Source organism: Crocosphaera sp. Alani8 (genome assembly GCF_038442745.1).
In the GTDB taxonomy this organism is placed as follows: Bacteria; Cyanobacteriota; Cyanobacteriia; order Cyanobacteriales; family Microcystaceae; genus Crocosphaera.
Genome location: NZ_JARVCN010000485.1, coordinates 1 through 18768 on the forward strand (window position 1 = coordinate 1; position 18768 = coordinate 18768).

15 protein-coding genes and 2 pseudogenes are annotated in these 18768 nt (G+C 39.3%); 6 read left to right on the top strand and 11 right to left on the bottom strand.

Annotated features, from left to right (window positions below):
• Positions 1–149 precede the first annotated feature (149 nt).
• Positions 150–965 carry a methyl-accepting chemotaxis protein gene (locus tag P9B04_RS23805; RefSeq protein ID WP_342057439.1) on the top strand — a complete coding sequence of 272 codons (816 nt, stop codon included), beginning with the start codon at positions 150–152 and terminating at the stop codon, positions 963–965.
• Positions 966–1070: 105 nt separating this feature from the next.
• The gene (locus P9B04_RS23810; protein WP_342057440.1) at positions 1071–3146 is read left to right on the top strand and encodes a chemotaxis protein CheW; all 2076 of its coding nucleotides are present in this window, start codon (positions 1071–1073) and stop codon (positions 3144–3146) included.
• A gap of 76 nt (positions 3147–3222) precedes the next feature.
• On the opposite strand, the gene P9B04_RS23815 is transcribed toward P9B04_RS23810, so the two are convergent.
• From P9B04_RS23815 to rimI, 8 genes and pseudogenes are all read right to left on the bottom strand, one after another.
• Complete coding sequence (locus tag P9B04_RS23815) at positions 3223–3834, bottom strand: CP12 domain-containing protein (protein WP_342057441.1); 612 nt, start codon at positions 3832–3834, stop codon at positions 3223–3225.
• Positions 3835–3931: 97 nt separating this feature from the next.
• Positions 3932–5443, bottom strand: a complete 1512-nt coding sequence (locus P9B04_RS23820; protein ID WP_342057442.1) for a GMC family oxidoreductase — start codon at positions 5441–5443, stop codon at positions 3932–3934.
• A 33-nt stretch (positions 5444–5476) separates the two neighbouring features.
• Positions 5477–6197, bottom strand: a pseudogene (locus P9B04_RS23825) (cytochrome c oxidase subunit 3).
• An 18-nt stretch (positions 6198–6215) separates the two neighbouring features.
• A complete protein-coding gene (gene ctaD / locus P9B04_RS23835) occupies positions 6216–7910 on the bottom strand; it encodes a cytochrome c oxidase subunit I (protein ID WP_342057443.1) in 1695 nt (564 codons plus the stop codon).
• A 43-nt stretch (positions 7911–7953) separates the two neighbouring features.
• The gene (locus tag P9B04_RS23840; RefSeq protein WP_342057444.1) at positions 7954–8835 is read right to left on the bottom strand and encodes a cytochrome c oxidase subunit II; all 882 of its coding nucleotides are present in this window, start codon (positions 8833–8835) and stop codon (positions 7954–7956) included.
• Between the two features lie 41 nt (positions 8836–8876).
• A complete protein-coding gene (locus tag P9B04_RS23845; RefSeq protein WP_342057445.1) occupies positions 8877–9482 on the bottom strand; it encodes a DUF2231 domain-containing protein in 606 nt (201 codons plus the stop codon).
• A complete protein-coding gene (locus P9B04_RS23850) occupies positions 9482–9979 on the bottom strand; it encodes a DUF2231 domain-containing protein (protein WP_342057446.1) in 498 nt (165 codons plus the stop codon). The genes P9B04_RS23845 and P9B04_RS23850 overlap by 1 nt, the downstream gene beginning before the upstream one ends.
• A 355-nt stretch (positions 9980–10334) precedes the next feature.
• Positions 10335–10880: a ribosomal protein S18-alanine N-acetyltransferase gene (gene rimI, locus P9B04_RS23855; protein WP_342057447.1), complete on the bottom strand. Its 546-nt coding sequence runs from the start codon at positions 10878–10880 to the stop codon at positions 10335–10337.
• Between the two features lie 208 nt (positions 10881–11088).
• On the opposite strand from rimI, the gene P9B04_RS23860 reads away from it, so the two are divergent.
• The 3 genes from P9B04_RS23860 to P9B04_RS23870 all read left to right on the top strand — a co-directional run bounded on the left by P9B04_RS23860 (position 11089) and on the right by P9B04_RS23870 (position 14215).
• The gene (locus P9B04_RS23860; protein WP_342057448.1) at positions 11089–12018 is read left to right on the top strand and encodes a hypothetical protein; all 930 of its coding nucleotides are present in this window, start codon (positions 11089–11091) and stop codon (positions 12016–12018) included.
• Between the two features lie 64 nt (positions 12019–12082).
• Entirely contained in the window at positions 12083–12757 is a 675-nt protein-coding gene (locus P9B04_RS23865) for a response regulator transcription factor (RefSeq protein ID WP_342057449.1), read from the top strand.
• 156 nt (positions 12758–12913) lie between these two features.
• The gene (locus P9B04_RS23870) at positions 12914–14215 is read left to right on the top strand and encodes a sensor histidine kinase (RefSeq protein ID WP_342057450.1); all 1302 of its coding nucleotides are present in this window, start codon (positions 12914–12916) and stop codon (positions 14213–14215) included.
• Positions 14216–14290: 75 nt separating this feature from the next.
• On the opposite strand, the gene P9B04_RS23875 is transcribed toward P9B04_RS23870, so the two are convergent.
• Complete coding sequence (locus P9B04_RS23875; protein ID WP_342057451.1) at positions 14291–14515, bottom strand: hypothetical protein; 225 nt, start codon at positions 14513–14515, stop codon at positions 14291–14293.
• A 346-nt stretch (positions 14516–14861) separates the two neighbouring features.
• Positions 14862–16673, bottom strand: coding sequence for a sodium:solute symporter family protein (locus tag P9B04_RS23880; protein WP_342057452.1), 1812 nt, complete (start codon positions 16671–16673; stop codon positions 14862–14864).
• A gap of 49 nt (positions 16674–16722) precedes the next feature.
• On the opposite strand from P9B04_RS23880, the gene P9B04_RS23885 reads away from it, so the two are divergent.
• On the top strand, positions 16723–18495 hold the full coding sequence (locus tag P9B04_RS23885; RefSeq protein WP_342057453.1) for a glycosyltransferase family 39 protein: 1773 nt from the start codon (positions 16723–16725) through the stop codon (positions 18493–18495).
• Between the two features lie 14 nt (positions 18496–18509).
• Here the strand turns inward: P9B04_RS23885 and P9B04_RS23890 are convergent.
• Positions 18510–18734: pseudogene (locus P9B04_RS23890) on the bottom strand (IS5/IS1182 family transposase); the annotation flags it as partial.
• Positions 18735–18768 lie beyond the last annotated feature (34 nt).

The window sequence follows — 18768 nt, forward strand, 5'->3', positions numbered from 1 at the left end:
TTAAATTCTGAACCGGTCGGGATTTCTTGAAGTGGTTCGATTACCTTAATTTCGCAGTTGCATTCAAAACAATTAAATATACCCTAGTAATAATACAATTAATTCTTGTTGGAGCGATTGTAATTATTATTCGTAATATTACTTTATCAATGAATAAATTTACAGGAAATATTGCCTCTTCATCAACAGAAATTGCTGCTACGATTGAACAACAAGAACGGACTATTTCTGAACAAGCTAGTTCCGTTCATGAAACCACAACCACTATGGATGAATTAGGAGCAGCTTCTCTACAAGCGGCTCAACAAGCCGAAGCCTCATCAGCAGGGGCGCAAACCGCTTTGACATTAGTTGAAGAAGGAACTTATGCAGTGCAGCAAACTCAAGAAAGCATGAATATGCTCAAAGGGCAAGTTCAGGCGATCGCTGAACAAATTATGCGTCTAAGTGAACAAACCGGTCAAATTTCAGGAGTATCTGACCTAGTTGCCGATTTAGCTAACCAAACCAATATGTTAGCCCTCAACGCTGCGGTAGAAGCTGCGCGAGCAGGAGAACAAGGCAAAGGATTTGCGGTGGTTGCAGGGGAAATTCGCAAGTTAGCCGATGAAAGCAAAAATTCTGCTAACAAAATTAACAATTTGGTCACAGATATCCAAGCAGCCATGAACAGTACAGTGATGGTAACCGATCAAGGAACCAAGAAAACCGAGGAAGGTATCACACTGACGGAAGGAACTGTAAACACCTTTGCCGGAGTAACCGATGCGGTTAACAATGTATTCGTTAACAGTCAACAAATCGCCTTATCAGCTAAACAGCAAGCAGTTGCCGTTCAGCAAGTTTTATCTGCCATGAACGCTATTAATCTCGGCGCGCAAGAAACGTCTGTGGGTATTGGACAGGTAAAAACAGAAACTCAGCAACTGGACGAAGCCGCTAAAAACTTACAAGCAGCGGTTTAATTCTAGTAGCTATCGGCTATCAGCTATCAGCTATCAGCTTAAAACTAACACAAAACTGCTGACTGCTATCAGCTATCAGTTACAATTGTTCACTTCTAGATTACTATGTACATTGAAGACGAAGAACTCAGAGATATTTATCAAACCGTTACTCCAGAACGTTTACAAAAACTTGAAGATGCTCTTATTTTTCTAGAAAAGCAGCCAAATGATCAAGGTAGATTAGACGAATTTTTACGGGAAATTCATACCCTCAAAGGGGACTCGCGGATGTTGGGAGTGGAGGATGTAGAAACCCTCACCCACCAAATGGAAGATTGCTTAGTTGCTGTTAAAGAAGGCAAAAACGTCATTAGTAGCGAATTATGCGATCGCCTTTATGGAGGACTTGATGCAGTTCGTAAGCTAGTACATGAAGCAGTCACAGGAGAACCTGCAGAGGCGGTTCTTTTTCAGGTTTTGGCTAATTTAATGGAGGTTGAAAGCAACGATAACCCTTCTAACCTATCTCCGTCTCCTGTCAAGAGTGAGGAAGATTTACTGTTTGCAGAGGATACGGATTCTATTACGACATCCTTTGAAGAAGATTTACTGTTTGAAGATGAATTCATTTTTTCGGAAGTTAACCAAGAAACCTTACCTATTAGTGATGCGGTTACCGAACAGTTAACTATTCCCAACCAATTAACCGACAGTGGTAACCTTGACACCATTCGGGTTAAATCTGAAAAATTGGATAGTTTAATGCGACAAGCAGGGGAACTCAATGCTACAAAACTGCGCATTAGCCAACGTCTGCTGGATATTGAAGCTATTATGACCCTTTGGGAAGAATGGAGTCGAGATACCTCGGATCATCATTTAGCTTATAAGCAAATGGAACAGGGAATCTTTAACGGTAATGTGGAGCAAATACAAGCATCATACTATCGGGGGAAAGAACGCTTAGAACAACTGGGAACCCTAATTAGTAATTTGAAACGGACTGCTTACGAAGACACAACCCAGTTAGATAACTTAGCCAATGATTTACAATCAGGGATTCAAACCCCTCAAGAACGGGAAAAATTAGCTAAATCTCCCACTGCTACCCTTCGACTGCGAGGTTATCAAAATAGTGGCAACATTGGTATTGAGATACTAGACGATGGAAGAGGATTAAATCTGGAGAATATTAAGCGTACTGCCCTAGAAAGGGAAATCTGTACAGAAGAAGAACTAGGGAAGATGACTACCAATCAAATTCAGTCTTTAATCTTCGTCCCTGGATTTTCTACCCGTACAGAAGTCAGCGAAATTTCTGGCCGTGGAGTAGGTTTAGATGTGGTTCGCACTAATGTTGAACAGTTAAAAGGATCAATTCAAGTAGAATCTTCTCCAGGAATGGGATGTGAATTCCGCATTCAATTGAGTACCAATTTAGCTACCACTCACGTTCTCATTACTGAAGTTCAGCAATTTAGTTATGCCATTCCTGTGGAATCTGTGGAAACTGCTATGCTGATATCTCCACAAGAGATGTTTTCTATCGAAGGAACTCAAACAATCACTTTTGAAGGGCAACCTATTTCAGTGGTTTGGTTAGGGGATGTTCTGGAATTACCTGTAACTGTTCCCCCATCTGATCATATTGCTAAGATGAACACCAAGAATATTCCTTGTATTGTCTTGAAAGTAGGTAATGAACGTCTTGGAATTTTAGTCGATGCACTGTTAGATCAACAGGAGGTTGTTTTAAAACCTCAAAGCAAGTTACTAAAGCGGGTTCGGAATATTTTGGGGGCAACTATTCTCGGGGATGGACAAGTGTGCATGGTAATAGCTAAAATTTATGCTAATCAAGGAAAATATGAAAAGGCTATTTCATATTGCAATCAACTATTAAAAATAGATTCTTTAGCCATTGCCCCTTATTATTTATTAGCGCAGATAGCAGAAGAAATGGGGGAATTAGAAAAAGCAAAGTCTCTATTAAAAAAGATTATATATCTTGATCCAAATTACGTTGCTGCTTATCTAGATTTAACTCATATTTATAAACAAGAAGGAAATAATAAAAGAGCTACTAAAATGTATCAAGAATCCTTGAAAATACTTCAAATGTTACCCCCAGAAACTCCCATTGTAGAGCGAGAAAACATCACAGCCTATCAATTATTGTTGCAATTAAAACGAACTTAGTTCAGTCTTACGAGTCTGGAGAATTTCTCCGCCATGCTTCACAGCGGAGTTGAGTATTTTGTTAGGAAATCAACTGTTAACTATCATAAACTCTTGCTTCTCTGGCATCAGGAAATTCCTCACAATATTCTTCAAAATGGGTTTTTGAAGGTTTCTCAGCCCTTTGATGAGCCAATTCAGCTTGGATTTCTTCTACAATGTCCCAAGCTACTCCACAATCCCTTGAAGTCATGCCTTTTTCCTGACAAATTTTATGAGCTTCCTCCCTCGCTTTTTCTAGTTCTTCTTCTAACAATAATGATTTTGGTTGTTCTAAGAAATCCCCTTGACTGAGAATATGGTTAATCGTAATAATCCCCAATAATTCCCCTTTAATGACTGGTGCTGCAGATATACCTGTTTGAGCAAATAATCTGGCCACATATTCTACCCTTAAATCAGGATTAACCACAATGCAGGGTTTTGTCATAATTTCGTAAACCCGCACTGTTTTTGGATCAGTCCCATAGGCAGCCACCTTATAGACGACATCTGTTTCTGTGATGATACCGTAAGCATCTTCACCGTGACGGAGACTAACGATTAGGGAATGTAATCCCTCTTTTTTCATAAGTTGTACTGCCTCACTCACGGTTGCCGAACCGCTAACAGTAACAACATTTTTACTCATGATTTCTGATGCTTTCATGGAGATTTATCTCACCCTCTATACCTCTTCACTCATTATCAATGACCAAGGACACATCATCAAACTTTTTTTCGTGACCTTTTCCTTTCTTAGATCTCTATAAGTTTGTCAAATATTTTCCCACTCGCAAAGCATTGGCAATAATAGTTAGGGTAGGGTTGACACTTGCGCTTGAAGGAAAAAAGCTACCATCAACCACATACAAATTCTCAACATCATGGGTGCGACAATTCAGATCAAGTACAGAAGTCTTGGGATCTTCTCCAAAACGACAAGTACCGCAGTGATTAGCTGTAACTTGAATCGGGATTTCCGTACGAGGATAAATGCTACTCCTCTTAAACAAAGACTGTTCTAGAGTTTTTTCTACTTGTTTTAACGTGTCTATCCAACGGTAAACTAAGCGATCGTGAGCTTCAACGTTATTAGGAGTATAATCGATGTAAAGTTTTTCTCCTTGCAGTCTGACTCGGTTATTATTATCCGGTAGAGCTTCGGTTTGCACCCACCAACCAATAGAACGCTTTGCTAACTGTTCTAGGGCAATATCGGGAACTACTTTGGCTAAAACCGATAAAATAGGCGGAGATTCAGCAAAAATAAGCTCTTGGAGTAATCCCCCTGTGTTTTGGATGTGACCCATAGGATAGGGAAACGCCCTCTCTCCCCAGTAAAAATCATTAAGACCAACGGTTCTGGGAAATTTGCCAGAATTAGGGGTGGTACTTAGCTGCACCATTGCTGTCATCAGGGGTTTCATCAAATTGCGTCCCACCTGATCAGAACTGTTGGCCAGTCCATTAGGATGTTTTTCATTGACAGAACGCAACATTAGGGCAGCGGAATTAATTGCACCGCAGGATAGGACAATCACATCAGCAGAAAATAGATATTTCTCTCCGTTTATCTCTGTTTCCACCGATTTAACCCGATTCCCTGACGCATTTGTGTGTAAACAAACCACTTTAGCATCGGTTTTGAGGATAACGTTAGGAAACCCTAGCACTAGACTAATACCAAATACTTCTGCGTCTCCTGTGGGATCATCGTTTTGACGGGTTAAAGATAAAGGTAGGGTAGCAGGGTGTAATCCTTGAGATGCGATCGCATGGACAATTTCTTCAATCGGGGATTCATGATTGACCGCAGCGTAGGGATAATCCAGACTACGGGGAGGTTCAGTGGGATCTTGACCTGATTTTCCGTGAACTTTGTAGAGTTGTTCAGCTTCGGTGTAATAGGGTTCAAAATCTTGATATTTTAGGTGCCATTCCGGGGAAATTCCATCTTGATGTGGAACACCTTCAAAGTCTTTTTCCCGCATCCTTAAGAGGGCTGCCCCATAGATTTTAGTATTGCCACCCACAGCGTAATTAGTTTGTGGAGAAAAGGGCTCTCCTGAAGTGTCGTACCATTTTTCAGGAGCATGATAACGCTCTTTTTTAAATAAATCAACATCACTAATATTTTGCTCTTCTAGAGGCATAAAGTTACCTCTTTCTAAAATTAGTATTTTTTTGCCTGTGGAGGCTAATTTATAGGCTAAGGTTCCTCCTCCTGCCCCAGTTCCGATGATAATTACATCATAATTTTGCTCGTCAATAATCATAATTATTTCTACCTTGAAAGTTGTTTTAATTGCTTATTGCCAAAGATAAATGAGGATAAATAAAACAATCCAAATAACATCCACAAAATGCCAAAACAAAGAAGTTGCCATAATTCCAAAATGTCCCGTGTCGTAATTGCCTGGAATAAAAGAACGACCTAGCATAATCCCTTGCAAAAGAATTCCTGTAAAAACGTGCAAACCATGAAATCCTGTTAATAAATAAAACATTCCTCCATATACCCCAGAAGTAAAGCCGAATTCTAATCCCAGCCATTCAACTCCTTGACCAATTAAAAAGTAAGTTCCCATGGCCATTGTTGCCAATAAAAATATCCGAAAGCCCCACAATTTGTGACGTTCCAAAAATTGTTCTGCAAAATAAATGACAAAACTACTAGAGACTAAAATCACTGTATTAATGGCTGGTTCTTTAACTTCTAATCCCGATACCCCAGGGGGCAACCAGTCAACTGTAGTGGTTTTATATAGCAGTTCCCATACTTGTGAGGTACAGAAGTTATCTCTTTGAGGCAGAAGGCAGGGGGCAGGAGGCAGAAGTTAGGTGTACCTCATGAGTCCGAGAAACGCTATAGATAATATAACCGGCAAAAAAGCTCAGAAAAATAATACTTTCTGATAACAAAAAAACAATAAAACCAAACATACTATTGGCTTGTTCATCGTGTTCGTGTTCGTGACTAATATGAGGGTCTAATGATTGTAATTTTTCTGGGGTAATTGAACGATTCATTGCTATCTCCTTCAACAATTAACTATCAAGGGTTAAGGGTTCAGATTTCCCATAACCATAGGGTTCGGAAATCACAATAGGAATTTCTTCAAAATTCTCAACGTCTGGGGGTGAAGTGGTTAACCATTCCAAACCAATAGCCCGCCAAGGGTTATCCCCTGCTTCTTTTCCCTGTATCCACGAACTCACCATGTTTAAAATAAAGGGTAAAGTGGACATTCCTAACAAAAAGCCCCCTAAACTAGCAATAACATTCCAAAAGGTGTATTGAGGGTCATAGGAAGACACACGACGCAACATTCCTTGTAACCCCAAGGGGTGCATGGGTAAAAAATTAAGATTAGTGCCGAGAAATGCTAACCAAAAATGTAGTTGTCCTAATCCTTCGTAGTACATACGTCCGGTCATCTTGGGGAACCAATGGTAAATGGCGGCATACATCCCCATGGTTACGGTTCCGTAAAGGACATAGTGAAAATGACCCACCACAAAATAGGTATTGTTGACATGAATATCCACAGGTACAGAAGACAACATAATCCCCGTAATTCCTGCAAAGACAAACATAATTAATGCCCCTAAAGCAAACAGCATGGGGGTATTTAAGCGCAGTTTACCCCCCCAAATAGTTCCCACCCAGGCAAAAACTTTAATGCCTGTGGGAACGGAAACACACATGGTAGAGAGCATAAACACCATGCGCATCCATCCTGGTGTGCCACTGGCATACATATGATGCACCCAAACTAATGCACTCACCCCGGCAATGATTAAAGAGGAAATGGCCACGACTTTGTAACCAAAGAGAGGTTTACGGGAATAAACAGGGAATATTTCCGAGAAGATGCCAAAGATGGGCAAAATAATCACATAAACCGCAGGATGGGAATAAAACCAAAAGAAATGTTGAAACAAAACTGCATTACCTCCCTTTGCCGGGTCAAAAAAGCTCGTTCCAACGGTTAAATCAAATAACAGCATCACGGCCCCGGCTGTTAAGGCAGGGAGTCCAAACAGTTGAATAATCTGTGCGCTGAACACTGTCCAGACAAAGACAGGCATACGAAAAAATGTCATCCCTGGGGCCCGCATTTTGACAATGGTGGTCACAAAATTAACTCCCCCCATGATGGAAGAAACCCCTGAGATAGCCACGGCTAAAATCCATAAAAACTGACCATTTATCAGGTCTCCTGTAGGATTTTGCAGACTAGCAGGGGGATAAGACCACCATCCTGCTTGGGCTGACCCACTAGGAACGAACATACTAGCCATGACTAAGATTCCCACCACAGGAACCATCCAAAAAGCTGCCGCATTCAGGCGAGGAAAGGCCATATCTCGCGCCCCAATCATCAAGGGAACTAAATAATTAGCTAACCCCACCAAGGAGGGAAATGTCCACAAAAACAGCATAATGGTGCCGTGCATGGTGAACATTCCGTTGTACAAGGTACGATCAATCAAATCAGATTCGGGGGTAATTAATTCACCCCGAATAATCATGGCAAAAACACCACCTATTAAGAAGAAAAAGAAGGAAGTGACGAGGTATTGAATACCAATAACTTTATGATCGGTACTAAAACTAAAATATCGTTTCCAATCTCTTGCTGACGCTTGATGATGGTGTTCAATGTGAGTCTCGATCACAATTTTTTCCTGAGAATTATTATTATTAAGTTGAGAATTATTGTCATTAATTATGGTCATCAGTTATTTTCTCCTGAGTACCTGATCTGTCAATAAACCATCTTTACTGATAATTAACGAGAGGCGGTTGGGCCGGTTTAATAGACGGCCAACCTGTTTTAATCCTTTTTTGAGATTGCTGATTGTATTCAGAAAAAGCTTTATTATCCGCTAAAAAAGGGGTTTGTTTGGCTGCTTTTTTTAACCATCTTTCATAATCTTCTTTTGATTGCACCACCACATTAGCCGTCATAGTAGCAAAATAAGTTCCACTAAATTGAGAGTCAGTTAATTGATAGTTTCCTTGGCGAATGGGAGTAAATTCTAAGGCAATATTTTCCTGGGGAATGATATCTTGTTTAACACGAAAGCCAGGAATATAAAAACCATGAAGAACATCTTGCGATCGCAGTGCCAAATGCACTCTTTGATCAATGGGTAAATGTAATTCTGTACTGGTAATATTACTCTCAGGATAATGAAAAATCCAAGCCCATTGTTTGGCAATTACTTCTATGGTTTCAGGGGATTGATTAGGAGTTTCAGCTATTTGTGAATTTACTGGTTTATTGGAGTGATGATGACCGCCTTGAATGCCCATTTGCTGATAAATTTGGTAGCTATATCCCGCAATCCAAAACACTAATAAGATGGGGATTACTGTCCAAATAATTTCTAAAGTAACATTACCTTCAATAGCAGGACCATCACTCCAATCATATTTGGCGGCTCGATTAAACATAACGAAATAAATGACAACTCCCGTTACACCCAGGAAAATAAATGACCCCAAACTTACCAAAAAGGTAAATAATTGATCAATTAAAATAGCTTCTGCTGTTCCCTGGGGTGGCAACCAACCATAAGATAATTGTCCTATCCAAAGACTAATCAAACTTAAGGCGATCGCTGTTATTATTAGTAACAAAATCTGTCGTTTTTCCATGTAGCCTCTAAGATGTAGTTCTGCTATTGCAATATCAAACTTTATTGAAGTAAGAAGTTAGTCTGTTTCCCTAATTTCAATAAACCCGTAGCGGTGTTATGAACCCCAAATTCAGCTGCTAATTGGGCCCCCAGTGTTCCGTGTAAAAACATCAAGAACAGAATAAAGACCCCTATTAATAAATAACTCCACTGCACTTGTCTAGCTTCATCATTGCGCCACAGATAGCGTTGAAATCCACGCCAAACAGTCATTCCAATGATTAAACCTAATAGGAAAACACCCCCTACTCCATGCCATAACATTGTTTCCATCCCCTGCAAACCCCAAGCACTTTTTACCCCAGGAATGGGTTCAGCTAACATAATTTCATAGAAACCTGCTGCCACTGTAAACAAAGTAATAATTGCTGAGGCCAGCATATTGTACCAACCCACATCAAAAAAACTAGACCGAGTAGCCTGAATTGCTAACAGTTTAAAGATCGGTTTTTCTAAGGGAAAGAAAACTCCAACAAAATCAAAACCAATGGCAATAATAAACAAGCCTAATGTGAAATGAACTAGGTTGGGATGAATAGGGATAGGGTAGGGAAGTCCATTAGCTCCCAGATGAGAGTTTAATTGATTAATTAAGTTCGGGTTCATTATAAAATTCCCTCCTTAATTGCCTCGACAATGGGAACTGTGTGGAGTCCATAGATCCAAACTAATTCATCCCCAAGATAGACTTGAAAACTGACTAAAATGACTAAAGTGAATCCCATTCCTAAATAGGCAATAGGCAATTTTTGTGGACTGCGTAACCGAATCACATAACGCCACCCTGTAAGAGTAGCAATAATTCCTGACAGTGACCATCCTATTAAGGTGTGCAAATTTAAAATAGGTTCAACCGCTGCATAGGGTTGAGCTAAACCTGCTTCATATTGTCCAAAAACAATTGCAATGAAAATTGCAATTGTAGCAAAAAACATATTCCACCAACTTACTTCATATAAGCGAATATTTCGGCTCAAATAGCCAATAAAATCACAAAAAAAAGCAAATACTACCATTGCTATAACAAAATGGACAACGATAGGATGAATTGTATCAGGATAGGGTAAATTGTGATCGTTTAAAATCAGAAAATAGGTAATCATTCTATATTTTGGGATACGATCAAATAACCTGAACGAAGATTCTTTTCACTCCTTCAATTTAGTCAAAATTATTCAATCAATCAGTATCAGGTAATACTAATTAATTAACTAATTTTGATTGACAAACTGTCTTATTTAAAAACTTAAAAATTTGACACTTTGTCTTAGTTCAGAAAAATATCTATAAAGAAAATATAATCATAATTTGGTAATAGATATTTTGACTAACCTTAATGATTTCGCCAGATTCTACTTATTATGATAAAGAAAGATTTTTTTCTCCCTCTGCTTTCCCAAGATGATTATCTAGCTTCTGCGGAGCCGCCCTCGGAATTACTAACTCCTAACACCGAACTCAGATCGATAGTTGCCAATTACTCTCAGTAAGACGATCATCCACTTGCTGTTTCCAGATAGACAATTCTTGCTGAAATTGAGGATAATGTAAATTCCCACGCCAAAGCACTAGAGCATCTTCTCCTGTCGCCTTATAATATCCTTTCCGTTGTCCTATCACCTTAAAACCAAACTTTTGATATAAACAGAGGGCGGGTTGATTAGAAACTCTTACTTCCAGAGTAGCCCGCTCAAGATTTCGACTCACCGCATCTCCCAGTAAACCGTGGAGCAATAATTGACCTAACCCTTGACCCTGGTACTCTGGGGAAATCATCAACAATGTAATGTGGGCTTCTTCCAAAATTTCCCAAAAACACCCACAACCAATAATAATCCGCGGTGAATCTAAAGATAAAACCCAAAAATGACTGTTGGGACTCATTAGCTCCCGTCGATAACCATCTTTTGACCATAAACCCCCAAGACAAGACCGATCTAGAGCTACCAGTTCATCGAGATCCGTTAGCTGTGGCGTGTGCAGTGTGAGTAATGAGGATGACATCAAAAAAGATAATCCCTTATTGATAACTGTTCACTGAGCCAGCCTATCATTTTCTGAGAAACCTTGACTAAATCTTTACGATTGTAGATTATAAATGTCAGTGCATTAGCAAAAAGCCTATGAAGGTCAGCCCTCTCATAGACAAAAAATTTAATACTGTACTAAATTGTTATGATAAATAGACCATACTGTGTGAGGAGTCCACTTCATGAGAGTATTATTCGATGTTGTTAAAACCCTATTATTAATAAATGGAGTCGCTGTTATTCCATCTTTAGTCCTAGTAACAGCGGCCTATAGGCAACATTCAAGCATCAGCACAGCCTCAGCCAACGAGGTTCCCTCAAAGTTCTACCGATCTGTCCAAGACGACACCTCCGCTTTCAAGCAGAAATTAGATGAGCTTGAAGTTGAAAAAGATCAGTTAGAAGCCAAGTTGGAGGCTGCGCAGAGAACTATGGCAACCGCTGTAGCTGCAACCAAACCCGAAATATTGGCTAGGAACCCCGTGGTGTTAAGCACCGTTTCTGCACTTCCAGAGGACACATCTCGAACAGATCCAGCTGTTAAGATACCTCCCTCAGCAAAAAAAATTAAACGGTCTGAGGTCAAACCTTCTTCGAGATTAAAGCCAAAGGTTCCTATATCATCCCCAGTACGAAATGCAGTTATCCCTCCCACTGAAAAGGAAGAAGCTTTAACTGTTCCTGGAACCGTAAACCTAACCAATCCTATTAAGCCAAATTCTGATGGGTCAAGTGAACAATCAGGTAAAGCCGACCCCAAGGGCTTTATCAAGCCTCAAGATTTAGGTACAGTCCATGCAAAGGCTAACGAAATACCAGGAGTTGCTCCCCAACCAACAACCCCAATAGATGAGCATATAATTCTGGCTAACGACCTATCTGCGGGATTAATTGATGCCGACATTCGTAAAGAACTGACACATGGCACTGGAAAATATAAAAAGGTGCAAACAGCCATCCGTTCATTGCGTAAAGGCAGTAGCGAGAGCCTGGAGGAAGCCTCTCAACTGTCCGGTATTGATTTAGAAACCTTGCAGTGGCTGGTTAAATATGGACAAGATCGCCCTGGTCGTTTTGGACTTCCTCTATTGTCACGAAGACCTTCTAGGTAAATTCTTTCGGGAGTTTCTAGTGGTTGTTTTTCATGCTCCTTATTAAATTTCTGCCATCACCATCATGAAAATACTAGTTGTCGAAGATGATGAAAACATCGTTATTCCGATTGAGGAAGTTCTCGAAGAACAAAATTACGTCGTAGAAATAGCCTCTAACGGCCAAGAAGCAAAAGAATTTTTGGACGTTTTTAATTACGATGCTATTGTCCTCGATGTGATGTTGCCGAAATTGGACGGGGTTTCTTTGTGTAGACAACTGCGGGCAAATGGCTGTAAAACACCAATTCTTATGCTAACAGCTAAGGACACCCTTGAAGATAAAGTGAAAGGACTTGATGCAGGTGCCGATGATTATTTACTCAAGCCTTTTGAGAACGATGAACTCTCAGCACGAATCCGTGCCTTACTCCGTAGGGGAGAAACAGCCCTGCCACCTATTTTAAGCTGGGGAGAATTATATGTTGATCCCAATACTTGTCAAGCCACTTATCAACAACAAGTGTTAAGTCTAAGCCCTAAGGAGTATCGTTTGTTAGAGTTCTTTTTGCGTAATCCTCGTCGTATGTTTAGCCGATCGCAACTTTTGGATCGCCTTTGGTCTATGGATCAGATTCCCGAAGAAGCCACTGTTAAAGCCCATATTAGTAGTTTGCGTCAGAAACTTAAAAATGCTGGACTCGAATCGGGGGTAATTGAGACAGTATATGGTTTAGGATATCGTCTCAAAGAATTATGATAGATTGTCATGGGCGAAACTAGGATGCTGATCAGGTGTGAGTGATGTTTCAAAATGTGCGTTTCCCTTCTGGGATAGTTGAGACAGTATTGGGTTTAGAGTGTCGTCTCAAATAATTGTTGTGCATGAAACTAGGATGGTGATGAGGTGTGAGTGATGTTTCAAAATGTGCGTTTCCGTCTATTATTATCTTATTTATTGGTAATGGAAGGGATATTGATCCTTTTCGCCGGTAGTGTTTATTTATTTCTTTCTCGTGAGAAGTCTAAGGAAATCAACAGCGACTTAATGGCCTTGGCTGAGGTTGTTGCGCCAACTTTCACCATAGTGTCTGTGTCAGATCAAAAATCTTCGCACTCTAAGCAGTTTGATCAGAGGGAAGTTTTTAACGCTGAAATTCAATCTCGGCAACTCTTTGACCCGAACATTCAATCTATTGAGTGGTTTGATGGTAACAAAAAACTTTTATTGCGTCAAGGTCAAGAGTCATTAAAAGTTTCTAGTCAGCCCAAACCCGGTTTATTTAACCTTGCTTCTACAGAACATGATGCTCGTGTTCGTAGTGTTACCCTATCCATCGCAGTTCGTGGCTCTGAACTATCAGAACCCTATTCCCAAGGTTACATCAGAATTAATCAATCTTTAGAAGAACTAGAAACATACAATAATCAGTTGCTCCTCATCTTATCATTGACCGCTATAGGTGCTTTTACCTTGGCTGTTGTAGGAGGTTATTTTTTAACCGATGCTGCCGTTAAACCCGCTGAAGAGGCATTCAAAAAGCAAAAGCAGTTCACTGCTAACGCATCCCACGAACTTCGAGGACCATTAACGGCTATTAAGGCTTCGATCGATCTTATGCGCCGTCATCCAGAACGTTTTGAGGCGAAGGATAATAGAAAGGTGGGGGCGATTAGTAAGGCCACAGATCAGATGATTCGATTAGTTGAGGATTTATTGTTCTTAGCTCGTACAGAAAAAAAAAATACTAAGGATAACCTTGAATATGAGTCTATTGTCGTCAATGATTTATTAGAAAGATTAGTCGATTTACTCGAACCTTTAGCAGAACAAAAGAATATTACTTTAAGTTATCAACCTTTTCATAAAGTCTTTGTCATAGGCAACGAAGATGAGTTAATTCGTTTATTTTCTAATTTGTTACATAACGCCCTCAATTATACCCCTGAGAATGGTTTCGTTTTAGTTTTCCTCCAACAGCATAATCATTCTGTGAAGGTTTTTGTAGATGATACGGGGGTGGGCATTGCCTCAGAGGACATTCCCCGTGTTTTTGATCGCTTTTGGCGCGCAGACAAAGCCCGTAACAGCAGTGGTGGAAGTGGTTTAGGGTTATCCATCGCTCAATCCATCGCCCATTCCCATCAGGGAAACATTACTGTTAGTAGTACTTTAGGAGTCGGAACTCGTTTTGAAGTTTCTTTGCCGATTTTATAGGCAAAGAAACTTCTTCCTATAGAAAGTTGGTGGCACTTTGAATATAAGATATGTAAATATGGTTTGGTATAACAATTAATCTCCTTGTCCATTGACTTTTTTTTCGAGGTCGTCGATCTGTTGTTCTCTCTGTTTACTGGGTTTCTCGAAATCTGTATCTGGGGTAAAACTAAGAAAAATATTATTAACGTAGGTACGAGCGTTTTTACTGGCTGTACTGAGGGGTTTAGGTAAAAAAGAATCCCCAATACCAACAAAAATTAATCCCAAAACTAATACAATCGCTCCGACTGGTTTCATAATCTCTATTTTAAAACATGATAAGTTTAACGAGATTAGTATTCCCCAGATGTCTAAAAAAACCCTCCCCTAATAGCAGTTTTAAATTGGGTGTATCAAAATCTCGGTTTACTTCGACTTCGCTCAGTAACAGTGAGGGTGGGGAGTGTACTTCGACTTCGCTCAGTAACAGGGAGGGGTGGGAAGTGTGGGGACTATTTTTCTTTGAGTTTGTAATCTATGCAAATGAAAATTGCTATAAGTACCTGGACAAAAATAAATGTTACTGTGAAGTAAGCAGGGAGTGGGGAGTAGGGAGATGTGCGATCTAAGCGCAGGTTCCCAAATAAGTAAGTTTTCGATCTACTTAAACTGTGCGACGTTTGTTTAATTTCTGTAACCAAAATCCGCCAATAACTGCAAGACTTAATGATATAAAACCAGTGAGAGATTGTAAGAGTAGAAATCCTCCAATAGCAAACATACTGCCAAACATAACTAAAATAGCCGCTAATACTTTCAAAATATCATTTTGTAAATTCTGTACAGCTTTTAACCCTGTTTTGTACTGTTGATATTTCCAACCTATTCCTCCAGGACGAACCTTTGTATAGAAGTTTAAGAGGGTTTCTTCATCTTCTGGAGGGGTTAAATACATAACTGTTATCCATATTAAAGCTGTGAATGCTGAAATACCAAGTAATCGCCAACCAAAGTCAGGGAAAATATTATTAACATCAGGATTTACGGTTGTGATTAAACCGATAACAAACCCGGCAATCATAGCCGATAATTCAGCAGCAGCATTGATTCGCCACCAAAACCAACGTAAAATTAACACAAGTCCAGGTCCAGTTCCAATGGCAATCACTAAACGAAAGATGGTACGGACATCTGTTGCATAAAAAGCGGCAACTGAACCTAAAACAGTTACTAATACTGATGCCAACCTAACCGCATTAATTAACTCTTGATCCGATGCTTGAGGACGGAAAAAACGTCGATATAAATCATTAGTTAAATAGGAAGCCCCCCAATTAATAGAAGTGGAAATTGTACTCATAAAAGCAGCGATCAAAGAAGCTACCACCAAACCTAAAACCACCGATGGTAAATAATTTAACATCAAAGTAGGATAAGCTAGTTCGGAATCTTCTAAATTAGGCAATAAAACCATAGCTGCTAAAGCGGTAATAATCCATGGCCAAGTTCTCACAATGTAGTGAAGAATATTAAAAAACCAAGTTGCTTTTTCGGCTTCTTTTTTGGCCGCTTCTTCCGTTTCTCCTCTCACGGCTAACAATCTTTGTACAAATTCACCACCCCCATCACTGCGACGAAAAGACCACCATTGGACAAAAATATAGGCAGAAAAAGTTGTTGCTGTAATACCTGCGGCATCATTCCAAGTAAAGTTTAAACCGCCTTTATTGGTAATAGGAATAAACGATAAAACATCAAAAGTAGTAATTTCTTGAACGTTAGGAATTAATTCCCGCATTCCACCAGCATCATTGACTGCAATAATTGCCACTAATGTGGCCCCAAATAGGCCTAAGAAAAATTGGAAAAAGTCGGTAATGACTACCCCCCAAAGCCCTGAAACCCCTGTATAAATTAGGACAAAAATACTCAAAGCAATCACAGTCCAAAGTTTTGTCGCTTCCCCGAGATCAAAACCTAAACTTTCCCATAAATTCAACGCATCTACGACCTTAACCATAGCTAACATGGCGTAACCGATGCCGATGCAATTGATAGGAACCGCAAATAAAAATGCTTTGGTTGCCCTTAAAATGGCTGCTGTAGTTCCACCATAACGCAATTCTGTTAATTCAGCGTCGGTAACCATTTCTGAGCGTCTCCACAGCCCTGCAAAGATGTAAATGAGAACAATATGGGCAATGCCAAAACTCCACCATTCCCAGTTACCTGCGATACCTCTGGTGGCAACTACACCGCAGATGTACAAAGGTGTATCGATTGAAAATGTGGTGGCGGCCATGCTGGTTCCGGCTAACCACCAAGGAAGGTTTCTTCCCGCCAGCAGATTGTTTACAAGACTTTTGGACTCTTTATTGTCGTCATCGGTTTGGGTTTCTTGATGAGACAACAATAATCCTAAAGCCATCGTCGCAAAGAGATAAATTAAAACAATAATCCAATCTATAAGCTGCATAGTGTCAATTTAGGTTATTTTATTTAAAGTTTGGTTGTGAGGATTTTCTGTGTTAAAACTTCAGTCGTCTAAACAGTGGATAAATCAGTTGTCCCAGGTTAATGATTGGGTATTGTTGGGGTTATGGATGGTTTTAGGTGGGATTCTCCGCTTTACAAACTTGTCTGCTAAACCCCCTTGGACCGATGAATTTGCCACAATGGTGTTTAGTTTAGGAAATGATTTTCGTTCAGTGCCCCTGAATCAGGTTATTTCATTGGATAGGCTTTTGCAACCACTTAGTGTTAATGGCGACGTAGGAATAGGCCATGTTGTTTCTTTATTGTTGCAAGAAGATAATCATCCCCCTCTATATTTTGTTTTGGTTCATTTGTGGGTTAATTTATGGCAAACAGCAGGGGAATATGTGGATGTTAAGGTGATGCGATCGCTTCCTGCTTTGTTGGGAATTTTATCTATTTTAGGGGTTTATTTTTTAGGAAAAATTGCCTTTCGTTCTCGTCTAGTTGGGCAAATGAGTGCAGGTTTGATGGCGGTTTCTCCTTTTGGTATTTTTTTGGCACAAGAAGCCCGTCATTACACATTAAGTATTTTGTTTGTTATTGCTTCTTTACTCTGTTTAATCCTTACTATTCAGCATCTTTATCGACAATCAATTATTCCTTTATGGTTAGTTTTTACCTGGATTTTAGTTAATAGCTTAGGTCTATCGGTTCATTATTTTTTTGTTTTAACTTTAATTGCAGAAGCAATAACGTTGGTTATTCTTATCTATGCTAAATACAGAAACAATTTATCACGGTTAAGTAAACGAAATATCATCCGTGTTTTAGCTGCTATTCTCGGAACATCAGCTACGGGTTTATTGTGGATTTTTCTAGCTATCAGTCATGGTTATGGCAATAACATGATCACTTGGATTCATCCATTAAGTCATATTAAATATGCCATTAGTCCCCCATTTCAGTTATTAGCTGTTTGGGTTCCCATGTTATCTTTGTTACCGGTGGAATCTTCTTCTATTCCTGTGGTTATTATTTCTGGGTTGATTTTACTTCTATTCTTTATTTGGTTAATCCCTTATAGTATAAGAGGAATAAGAAAGGGCTTAAAGATAAATAAATTTGCTCTTCCCTTATTAGCTTTGATGATATTTATTAGCGGTGTAATTGCTTCGTTTTTAATAATAACTTATGTTGTCGGCGTAGACTTAACTCGGGCTGCTCGTTATAGTTTTACTTATTTTCCTGGTGTCATAGTATTAGTGGGAGCGAGTTTAGCTATTTTATGGAATAACATTAAGCCAGAAAATAAACAGTTACAAAAAAAGGAAACCATCAACCCTTTAATCTTACTGCAAAAGTTATACAATAAGTTGAACTGTAACGGACAATTTGCTTTCTATGCTGTGTGGTTGATGGGATTTTTAGGAGCAGTAACTGTCTTAATTAACTTAGGGTATCAAAAATATTACCGTCCCGAACAATTAATATCAGTTATCAAAGAAAATTCATCTCAACCTGTTCTCATTGCTACTACCCACAAAAGTTTAGTTCAAACGGGCGAAATGATGGGTATAGCACTAGAATTAAGGCATAGAAATGGATTAGAAAATATTTCTTTTTTATTAATCAATCAAACAGAAAATAATGATTTACAATCAACAAAAAATCTTCAAGCAATAGTTAATAATTTACCCAAACCACTAGAAATTTGGGCAGTTAACTTTAATTCAGCAATTGAGCTAAACTATTGTAATTTTGATACGAAAGAATATCCATATATTGATGGCTATGGATATAAAAAATATAGTTGTAATTAGCTATCATTAAAATTACAGTCCCTTCGTCTTTTACTTAATTGTTTTAGGTCAGAACCGGCCTTAATCAGCTCCTCTATATGGGATAGATTCTTCTTGATGTATTTTAGTTGTTGACCGATGGCTTTTCTGGTTTCTTTTTTTGAGGGGCGACGCTTTTTAGCTATTTCCAAATATTGTTTTCTAGCTATCTTCCGACGAGTTCTAGGTTTCTTCTTCAGCTTTCGAAGCTTCTCAAAAAGTCTGGGGGGACTCGCCGAAAGTTAGGGGACAAAG

Bases quoted from the DNA above. Each gene is read 5' to 3' on its own strand.
- P9B04_RS23805 (WP_342057439.1), top strand. From the start codon at position 150: ATGAATAAATTTACAGGAAATATTGCCTCTTCATCAACAGAAATTGCT.
- P9B04_RS23810 (WP_342057440.1), top strand. From the start codon at position 1,071: ATGTACATTGAAGACGAAGAACTCAGAGATATTTATCAAACCGTTACT.
- P9B04_RS23815 (WP_342057441.1), bottom strand. From the start codon at position 3,834: ATGAAAGCATCAGAAATCATGAGTAAAAATGTTGTTACTGTTAGCGGT.
- P9B04_RS23820 (WP_342057442.1), bottom strand. From the start codon at position 5,443: ATGATTATTGACGAGCAAAATTATGATGTAATTATCATCGGAACTGGG.
- ctaD (WP_342057443.1), bottom strand. From the start codon at position 7,910: ATGACCATAATTAATGACAATAATTCTCAACTTAATAATAATAATTCT.
- P9B04_RS23840 (WP_342057444.1), bottom strand. From the start codon at position 8,835: ATGGAAAAACGACAGATTTTGTTACTAATAATAACAGCGATCGCCTTA.
- P9B04_RS23845 (WP_342057445.1), bottom strand. From the start codon at position 9,482: ATGAACCCGAACTTAATTAATCAATTAAACTCTCATCTGGGAGCTAAT.
- P9B04_RS23850 (WP_342057446.1), bottom strand. From the start codon at position 9,979: ATGATTACCTATTTTCTGATTTTAAACGATCACAATTTACCCTATCCT.
- rimI (WP_342057447.1), bottom strand. From the start codon at position 10,880: ATGTCATCCTCATTACTCACACTGCACACGCCACAGCTAACGGATCTC.
- P9B04_RS23860 (WP_342057448.1), top strand. From the start codon at position 11,089: ATGAGAGTATTATTCGATGTTGTTAAAACCCTATTATTAATAAATGGA.
- P9B04_RS23865 (WP_342057449.1), top strand. From the start codon at position 12,083: ATGAAAATACTAGTTGTCGAAGATGATGAAAACATCGTTATTCCGATT.
- P9B04_RS23870 (WP_342057450.1), top strand. From the start codon at position 12,914: ATGTTTCAAAATGTGCGTTTCCGTCTATTATTATCTTATTTATTGGTA.
- P9B04_RS23875 (WP_342057451.1), bottom strand. From the start codon at position 14,515: ATGAAACCAGTCGGAGCGATTGTATTAGTTTTGGGATTAATTTTTGTT.
- P9B04_RS23880 (WP_342057452.1), bottom strand. From the start codon at position 16,673: ATGCAGCTTATAGATTGGATTATTGTTTTAATTTATCTCTTTGCGACG.